The sequence below is a fragment of the Thiohalocapsa sp. genome, from assembly GCF_019695415.1.
In the GTDB taxonomy this organism is placed as follows: Bacteria; Pseudomonadota; Gammaproteobacteria; order Chromatiales; family Chromatiaceae; genus Thiohalocapsa.
The window spans coordinates 1-3,320 of record NZ_JAIFKJ010000071.1 but is presented as its reverse complement, the minus strand read 5'-3'; the positions used below and the strand labels follow the sequence as shown (position 1 = coordinate 3,320).

Here is a 3,320-nt window from a genome sequence, read left to right as displayed (position 1 = left end):
GGGGGGGGGGGCGCTGGTGGTGCTGTGGATCAACCCACTGTGGAAGCGCGATTCGGGCATGCCGTAGACGGGGCTCGGCATTGCCCCCGCCACGCTCGAGACGCGGCTCGAGGACGACGACTGCCGCAAGGTCTGGGAGGCCGTGCCCGGCGAGGACAGGGTGGAGGTCGATGCAGCCGCGGTGGTGGAGCCCGCCGAATGAGCGCGTCAGATCAGGCGGTCGCTGCCGGCACCGACGACACCGGCAAGGCCAAGCGCGGCTGGCCGAATCCGCTCAAGCTGGGACTCTCCGCCCAGGTCATCATCGGCCTGGTGCTCGGCATCGCCTCCGGGCTCTTCTTCGGCGAGCGCATCGTCGTCGTGGAACCGCTGGGCTCGATCTTCATCGGGCTGCTGCAGATGACGGTGATCCCGTACATCGTGGTCTCGCTGATCGCCGCCGTCGGGCGGCTGGAGATGGCGCAGATTCGCCTGCTGGCGATTAAGGGCGGCGGCCTGATTCTGGCCTTTTGGCTGCTGATCCTGATCGCCGTGGCGCTGATCCCCATCGGCTATCCGGACTGGGAGTCGGCGTCCTTCTACAGCACCAGCTTGCTCGTGGAGCCGGAGCCGACGGACTTTCTGGCGCTCTACATTCCCGCGAACCCGTTCCAATCGCTATCCGATGGGGTCATCCCGGCCATCGTGCTGTTCGCCATCGCCGTGGGCTTGGCCACCTCGCTGTTGGAGAACAAGCTGGTGGTGGTGCACTTTCTGGACCAGCTTACCCACGCGCTGATGCTGATCGCCCAGTTCGTCGCCCGGCTCGCGCCCATCGGCGTGTTCTCGCTCACCGCCACCGCCGCCGGCACCATGGGTATCGAGGAGTTCGGGCGGGTGCAGGTGTACATCGCCACCTACGTGGCCGTGGCGCTGCTGCTGAGCTTCTGGGTGGTGCCGGGGCTGGTCTCGGCGCTGACGTCGGTGGGCTTCAAAGAGACCATCGTCACCACCAAGGACGCGCTGGTGACGGCGTTCGCCACCGGCTCGCTGCTCATCGTGCTGCCGCTTTTGGCCGAGTCCACCAAGGACATCCTCGCGCGCTATGGTGTCGACCGTGAGCAGTCGAGCGGCGTCGTCGACGTGGTGACGCCCATCAACTTCAATATCCCGAACCTGGGCAAGCTCATCGCATTGTCCTTCGTGCTGTTCGCGGGCTGGTTCTCCGGCAGTGAGGTGCCGTTGAGCGAGTATCCGAACTTTCTGGTCTCGGGGTTGTTCAGCTTCTTCGGTGAGGTGGTCATTGCACTGCCGTTCCTGCTGGACCTGATGCGCATCCCGGCGGACATGTTCAACCTGTTCATCACCGTCGACGTCTTCACGGGGCGCTTCGGCACACTGTTGGCCGGCGTGCACACGGTGGCCCTGTCGATCCTGGTCACCGCCGCCGTCGCCGGGGTGTTGAAGGTGCGCTGGGCTAGGCTCGGTCTCTTCCTGGGTGGTTCCGCGGTGCTGTTGATCGGCTCGCTGATCGCGATCAACCTGTTTTTCACCTACTTCGTCGAGAACCGCTACACCAAGGACGAGGCCCTCGCGGCCATGACCTTCCGCGAGGAACCCTGGGGGCGCACCACCGTGTTCAGCGAGTTCACGGACCCGGCACCGGAGCCGGACCCCATCGATCCGGAGGTCTCGGCCCTCGATCGCATCAAGGAGCGTGACGTGCTGCGCGCCTGCTACGTCGGCGACCTGCTGCCGCAGTCGTACTTTAACCAGTCCGGCGAGCTGGTGGGCTACGACATCGAGCTGATGCACCGGCTCGCCGCCGACCTGGACGTCGAGCTGCACCTGATCCCCATCGAGCGTATCCGCTTCGCCGAGCACCTGGAGACGGGCCATTGCGACCTGATCGCAACCGGGCTCACCATCACCGCGGAGCGCGCCCGCCAGGTGGCCTTTTCGACGCCCTACATCAGCGACGGCCTGTCCGTGGTGGTGCAGGACGCCGATCGCAAACGCTTCGGCAGCGTCGAGCAGCTGCGAGAAGACCCGGAGCTGAGGATCGCCGTGTTGGAGGGGCTGTCCCTCTACGAGGACCTGATCAAGGCCGGCGTGCCTAACGCCGAGATCGTGCGCATCGAGACCCTGAACGACTACTTCTTCCAGAGCGCCGACACCGAGCCCGCCGACGCCCTGGTGACCCTGGCCATGATCGGCGCCGCCAACACGCTGCTGTATCCGAGCTACTCCGTGGTCGTGCCCAAGCCGGTGGTCAAGGTGCCGGTGGCCTTTGCGCTGCCGCGGGAAGACGTGGTGATGCTCGCCTACGTCAACAACTGGTTGCTGCTGGAGGAACAGTCCGGCTGGCTCAAGACGCTGTACGACCACTGGGTGTTGGGCGAGTCCCTCCAGGCGGGCGGCGAGCGCTGGTCCGTGATCAAGGACGTGCTGGGCTGGGTGGACTGAGCCGTTCCAATCCGAAGCACCCTGCAGATTGCCTGGAACCAGCGCGGGAGCCCGGGCACCGGGCCCGAAGGACGGCGACCGTAACCGACGGATAGGAAACACGAGCCCCGGGCGCCCAGCTCGACCAGAGCCACTCGAGCCAGGCAGAAACCCTGTTCTCGGCGGGCTTGCCCCAGCGCGACCAGGCACTTGGTTTCAGTGCCATGGAGACCCAGCACCGCAAACAGCGCCATCCCCTGCTGGAACTGATTTGGTCCAACTCGGAAGCACGACCGCACCAAGTAGTGGCGTCGTTTGGCCTATGTCACGCATCCTCGCTGAAGCGGCGTTCCAAGCCCAAACGCTGCGTCGATAAGAAAACTGTCGTCTATTGCTCGGCACCGTCCAGTTCTGGCGACCAAGCGCCCGAGCTGGTGCAGGCCTTGGAGATTGGCGGAGGGTACTGGAAAGCGCCTCCGGGTGGTCAGGGTGTTTTCCGATGTTTGGTGTGAGCCCCGCAACCGTCCCCGCTGCACCAACGCATTGCTGATCGGAAAGGCTGGCGCGTTCCACGCTGGCGGTCCGGCCTGCATCGGTCCAGGACCACGGTCCCGCGCGGAATCCGACGGCGGGCAATACTCGACGGACACGCCGATTCGGGATGCGTAGACTTGCTGCAGCCGCCTTCGTCCGTCGACCGGTGCTCTGCCCGGCGCTACCCGTCCCACCGCGCGCAAACCCTACGGACGACGGCCGAATAGGCCGCGGAACAGCATCTTGGAGGTCCGATGTCCCTTGCCCATTTTCCCCTTGCCATGCTCGCGCCCGCCCTTGCCTGCGCCGTCGCCATCGCCGCAACGTCCTGTTGGCCGGCGCTGGGGCCCCAACCGCCGGCG

Annotated in this window: 1 protein-coding gene; it reads left to right on the top strand. The window is 65.8% G+C overall.

All coding sequences use genetic code 11. The annotated features are described in order from the left end of the window. The first annotated feature begins 198 nt into the window (after positions 1 to 198). On the top strand, positions 199 to 2,445 hold the full coding sequence (locus I6U14_RS00865) for a cation:dicarboxylase symporter family transporter (RefSeq protein ID WP_296896095.1): 2,247 nt from the start codon (positions 199 to 201) through the stop codon (positions 2,443 to 2,445). Positions 2,446 to 3,320 lie beyond the last annotated feature (875 nt).